5 protein-coding genes are annotated in these 5570 nt (G+C 54.4%); 1 reads left to right on the forward strand and 4 read right to left on the reverse strand.

Going from position 1 to position 5570, the window contains the following annotated elements; genetic code table 11:
• Positions 1-648: 648 nt before the first annotated feature.
• The gene (locus tag LC354_RS26090; RefSeq protein WP_223428884.1) at positions 649-1497 is read right to left on the reverse strand and encodes a universal stress protein; all 849 of its coding nucleotides are present in this window, start codon (positions 1495-1497) and stop codon (positions 649-651) included.
• Positions 1498-1841: 344 nt separating this feature from the next.
• On the opposite strand from LC354_RS26090, the gene LC354_RS26095 reads away from it, so the two are divergent.
• A complete protein-coding gene (locus tag LC354_RS26095) occupies positions 1842-2543 on the forward strand; it encodes a cation transporting ATPase C-terminal domain-containing protein (protein WP_317849400.1) in 702 nt (233 codons plus the stop codon).
• A 165-nt stretch (positions 2544-2708) separates the two neighbouring features.
• On the opposite strand, the gene LC354_RS26100 is transcribed toward LC354_RS26095, so the two are convergent.
• From LC354_RS26100 to LC354_RS27825, 3 genes are all read right to left on the reverse strand, one after another.
• Positions 2709-4013, reverse strand: a complete 1305-nt coding sequence (locus tag LC354_RS26100) for a ferredoxin reductase family protein (RefSeq protein WP_223428885.1) — start codon at positions 4011-4013, stop codon at positions 2709-2711.
• Between the two features lie 59 nt (positions 4014-4072).
• Positions 4073-4843 carry an SLC13 family permease gene (locus LC354_RS27820; protein WP_317849401.1) on the reverse strand — a complete coding sequence of 257 codons (771 nt, stop codon included), beginning with the start codon at positions 4841-4843 and terminating at the stop codon, positions 4073-4075.
• On the reverse strand, positions 4747-5570 hold an 824-nt coding region (locus LC354_RS27825; RefSeq protein ID WP_263289632.1), incomplete at its 5' end, for an SLC13 family permease. The genes LC354_RS27825 and LC354_RS27820, both read right to left, overlap by 97 nt.

A 5570-nucleotide genomic window follows, 5' to 3' on the forward strand; every position in this document is an offset into this window, starting at 1 on the left:
GCTTGATGTTGAGGTTTCGCCTGTATGACACCTCAACTGCTCAAAGTGGTGCCGCCTGCACCGCTTTATCTGCCTCATACTGGGCCAGCCTCGAGCTGGCCCTTTTTTCCGGCATCCAATCTCTTTAAATCAGGCAATGCGCAACGACGCGATGAGGCCTGCCTGCCAGTCAGATAGCTCGCGATCCTGCAGGTGCAGTCGCCTGTGTCAGCCCGAAGCGGCACCTCAGCCCTTGCCCCAAAACAGAGTTAGCCGACCTTCGCCGCGCAGGTCGCGAAATGGTAAGATGCGGACTTTGCCGTCATTCGTTTTTCGCGCTTTGCTGACGCAGCATTGCTTTGGGTGTACGGCGATTTCTTCGCTGCAGTGCAGCAAAAATCATGGAAGCGGCCATTTATACTGGCGTGTAAGACCGAAATCATTTCCGACCGTTCGCCGCGCCCGTGTCCGATGTCTTCCAAACAAATGCTGTGGACATCCTTTTAGGTTCCACCTCCGACAAGTGGTTCGTCATGCGAAACGCTATGGCCTCTGTAGAAACAATAAAACAATAACCCAAGCGACAGGCCAATATACCAAGAATGCTCATATCAGCCATCGCATCCTATTGGATCGTTGGCCGACTCACTCAAGGTTTAGAAGTCTCACCTAGCGCAAGGGTGCGACAAGGACATCACAGGGCGGATTGGACAAAAGATCGTATGCAGTACTGCCCAGAACAGCTTCGACCAGCCACGGTTTGCCATGGGAACCAACACACACCAGATCGGCTTTCCTGGCGGTGACTTCCGCCTGGAGCACGGTGACTGGTCCACCTTCCGTAATGCTCTTGTGCGTATCCTTATGAGGGTCCGTCAGTGTGCTGATGAAGTCGGTCATGTGGCGGCGGATCTCCTTTTCAATCCGCTTCTTTTCGCGGACAATGATGTCGCCGTGTTCATCCGCGCGCATGGTCAGCGCCTTGAATGGGATGTGATAGGCATGGATAAGCGTCAACGGATGCTCATGTACGATCCGGGAGGCAAGATCTGTGGCATGTCTGGCGCATTCCGAGAAATCGACGCCAACAAGGGCTATGCTGTAATTTTTCGCTGCAGGATTTACAGCAACCAGCAGCGGTGATTTGGAGTTTTTGGCGACGCGATGCAATGTTGTCCCGCTGAAAAGCTCAAGGAGGCCGCGATTGCGATGCGTTCCCAAAACCACCAGATCCGCATTGTGACGTTCGGCCAGTTCTGTGATCTTCTTCCAAGGGTGACCGAACTCAACGTAGATATTGGTCTTCACACCTTTGAAGAGCGCGCCTTCTTTGATCTGCTTTTGTAGTTCGACTGTCGCGTTTTCTTCGCAAGCAAGTGCTATTGTCGAGGTGACCTCATCATCGACCACATAGGCGATGTGCAGCATGGCATTCATCTGTTTGGCGATCAGGGCGGCGCGATCCATTGCCCTGTCCGAGCGTTCCGACAGATCAGTGGCAACGAGAATATTCTTCATTCTTTATTACTCCAAGTTGTCGTGGAAATAACGAGCAGTGGAATTCATAGGGGCAGCATTACCCTGATTTTGCCCCCTTGTCGGCAATGCTGGTGTGACCAGCGAAAGGCGCATAGACGCTTGTCAACTTGGGCTCAGGCCAGATTGGCTGACCCGAATGTCTTATCAATAGTTTAACTTTTGCCAAGCAAAGGCCCTGAGACCGTTGATTTGTGTCAAGGCGTAAGGAAGCGAACTCGGTCGATATTGGGCCGTGAACTGATGGCGATCAAATCAATCTCAGACGCCAATGCGAATTTGCCATCAGACTGCCGCATTGAGGTAGGGAAGCCGCCGAGCTCGTCTTGGCAGACGATAATTTCGCCTCAATATCAGCGGCGGTGCGCGAGGGACGTACAGTTTGGGACAATATCCGCAAAGTCGTCAGCTGGGTCCTGCCCACAAGCGCAGGTGAGGCTGGAACAATTGCCGCAGCACTACTGCTGGGGTTTGCGCTGCCGGTGTCGCCGGTTCAGATACTCTGGGTCAACATGGTTACAGCCGTGACACTTGGCCTGGCACTGGCGTACGAACCTCCCGAGGCTCAAACCATGCTCCGCCAGCCGCGTCCACGCAATGCAGGGCTGTTGACGGGTGCGTTGGTGTGGCATGTCGTCTTCGTTACCGGTTTGTTTCTCGGCGCGGTTTTTGGCCTGTTTGCCTATGCGCTTGATAAAGGTTACTCACTGCCCCTCGCCCAAACCATGTCGATGAATATGCTGGTTGTCCTTGAAATATTTCACCTTTTCTACATTCGAAATATCTTTGGAACGTCGATCAACTGGGCGGCTTTGAAAGGGACGCGGCCGGTTTGGATTAGCGTTATTCTCGTTACTGTAGCGCAATTCGCAGCAACCTACTTGCCTGCGGCACAGCCTATACTCGGGACACAGGCAGTGCCTGTGCTAGATGGAATGCTGATCATTGCTATTGGCGTCATTTTCTTTGCGTTTATTGAAACGGAAAAACAGTTGCGTCTGATACTCACTGGCGACAACGAAACTTAAGGGGTCTTAAATGGTGCCCCTTTTCCGGCGCAAGCAAGGCAAACGGGCCGCCGCAAAGGCATCGATTAGCGCAGTACAAAGGCGAGAATGATCAAGCATAGCATGATGTTCAGAACCCGGATTGTCCAAGAAACCCGCCGCCGCAGACTCATGTGCTTGAATGGATTAGTCATAGTCGAACCGCTCCGACAGAATTCGATGAGAGGGCGTGCCCCTCTCAATCAGGTGATCTTCAACGATATCCATCATGATCGCGGGTCCGCACATGACAAAGATCCATTCGCTGAACTCTTTTTCTGAAAAAACGCGGTTCAACAGTGCAGCATCTATGAATCCTGTCTCTCCGTGCCAGGTTTCGGGGGGTTCGGAAAGCACATAGAAAACGTCTTGTGCACCCATTTCATCACGATAGGCAATCTGATCGACGACCCGGTTTCCATAGATCAACTTCACCTCGCGCGGATCCCCCGTCAGGCGCATTTGCCTGAGAATGCCAAGCAGCGGCGCAAGCCCAACACCACCTGCAATCAAAGCGACCCCAGGTTCGGTGCGCCCATCAACCGAAAGATTGCCATAAGGGCCGTCAAGATAGGCGACCGTTCCAGAGTCTAACTGGGCAATGGTTCGTGTGAAGTCGCCAAGCTCTTTGATCATGAAGGATATTTCCGGTCCAGCCGCCGGGGCGGAGCAAATGGAGAATGGGTTTTCTTTCATCGAAAATGAGTTGTGCCCAATGTTTAGCCAGACAAATTGCCCAGCTTTGTAATCAAGACCACGATGGCCGTCCGGCGTGACGGTCACTTCCCATTGCTTTGGCGTCAATTGGGTAACGGACGTGACGCGCCACGCGCGCGCCCTGTCCACGAGTGGGACGATCAGGTAAACATAAAGGAGCGATCCAACAGCAATACCCGTCATGGCCAGCCACACCCAGGTCATCGCAGGCTGCGACCCATAGCGCCCCGCATAAACGGTATGATGCAACAGAAGTAGCGCGATCAGGAGTGCTCCGATCCCGTGTATCAAGCGCCATGTCTCATATTTATAGTCCAGTTGAGTGCGTCCGATTGCCAACAATAGGAGGCTTGGAAGAAGCAGAAAGGCGGCAATGCCTGTGGACAGAGCGAAAAAATCGGTTGCGATCGTCAGTTGTCGCGTGGGGTCCCATGGGCGTTGACCACCTGACGGCGTGCCTTGGTAGAGAAACGGGTGCAGCAAAGCAAAGACCAGTGCGGTGCGAGCCATGATCTGATGAAACCGCATGGTCACATCCATGCCAATGCCATTCGAAATACTCTTGAAGCGGCCAGACAGCACAAACTCCATGAGGATCATGGAAAAGGCCAGAATGCCCAGACCAGAGGCAAGCTCCTGACGGAATGGGCGCGGTGGCCCGCCAAGAAGCCAGGACAAGACCAAGGGCAATGTCACAGCAGCCAGATACGCGATGATGAGTAAGAGCGGCTTCATGTGTTCAGTATGTCCCGCTTTGCCAGCATCTCAAATTCTGTGCTCCTTCCAGGCGCTGTTTACCCAAAGACCACCGCCCCTAGAACCGACGTCGCTCCGACAGTAATGAAAAGTGCAACGACGTCCAGCGGCGCACCTGCACGCAGCATGTCGGATCTTGTCACCGCAGGGTGGGCGAAAACGATTGCGTTTGGCGGCGTCGCGACCGGTAGCATGAAGCCGATCGACGCGGCCATGGCGATGGGAAGCATGAAAGCAACCGGATCGGTGCCAAGCCCCGTCGCGACAGCGCCGGCAATTGGCAGGAAGATTGCCGCCATCGCGGTATTGCTCGCCAATTCGCCCACATAGACGATGAGCGCTGCAATCAACAGAAGCACGGCGAACCGGGGCCAGTCACTTACCAGATGAACAAGCGCGCCGATCCAATTTGCCAAACCCGACTGGTGCATCACGCTGGCAAGCGCCAGCCCCCCGCCAAACAGGATCAGCACATCCCAGCGCAAAGACGCGGCAGCTTCCCAGTCCAACAACCGGCCATCTTTGCCGTCAGAAATCATGAAAAGCGCCAGCGCGGCTATCATCGCGATACCGGCGTCGGAAAGCGCAACCATTGGAAGAATCCCTTCAATCAATGGCCTTGAAACCCACGCAAGTGCAGTCAGCCCGGCAATAACTGCGACCCTGCGCTCAGCTTTCTGAATTGCCGCTTCCGGCGGTCTGTCGGTCAGCCTTAGCGCAGTTGACGGTAATCTTGGAGAAACTTGGGTGAGTGCAGCCACGTAACCAGCAAGAGAACCAATGCAATTGGAATGCCAATCGCCGCCCACTGAGCGAAACCCACGTTAACTCCATAGGCCGTATGAACATAAGCGGCGAAAATGGCGTTGGGTGGCGTTCCGATGAGCGATCCCATACCACCGATCGTAGCTGAATACGCGACGCCCAGCATGAGCGCCGTGCCAAAACGTGGTGTGTCGTCTTGCGAACCAGCGACTGCGGCAGCAATCGGAGCAACAACCATGGCTGACGCCGTATTGCTGATCCAAAGGCTGAGAAACGCCGTGCAGAGCATAAAGCTCCCGAGAATTCGATGAGAGCTGCTCCCCGCCTGTCTGAGAAGCACATCAGCCAAGCGCCTGTGCAAACCCGATTTTTCAATCGCCTTGGCAATAAGAAAACCACCCAGAAACAGGAAAATTAGGGGGTCACTGTAAGAAAGAGCAGCGTCAGAAAGCTCCGTGAGACCCATGATCGGGGCGACGGCCACCGGTAAAAGCGCGGTAGCCGGGAGCGGCAGGGCTTCAGAAATCCACCACAGTGCCATGGTGGACGCCAAACCGGATGCACGCCATGCCATATCCGACATGCCTTCTGGGGCAGGAACAACGGTTGGAGCGATCAAAAGCAACAATCCGAAAAGGATACCCTGCGTGATCCCAAGGTCGAGGCGAAAGAAACGCGTCCACCACCACGCTACAACGAGGGTTCGTTGATAGAAGCTATGCAGAATGCCTGGCGCTTCGTCGAAGACGCGCCGTTGCGCGAGCGTTTGAA

Source organism: Tateyamaria pelophila, from assembly GCF_019966495.1.
GTDB lineage: Bacteria > Pseudomonadota > Alphaproteobacteria > Rhodobacterales > Rhodobacteraceae > Tateyamaria > Tateyamaria pelophila.

Excerpts from the sequence above, each read along its gene's own strand:
- LC354_RS26090 (WP_223428884.1), bottom strand. The coding sequence starts at position 1,497 with ATGAAGAATATTCTCGTTGCCACTGATCTGTCGGAACGCTCGGACAGG.
- LC354_RS26100 (WP_223428885.1), bottom strand. The coding sequence starts at position 4,013 with ATGAAGCCGCTCTTACTCATCATCGCGTATCTGGCTGCTGTGACATTG.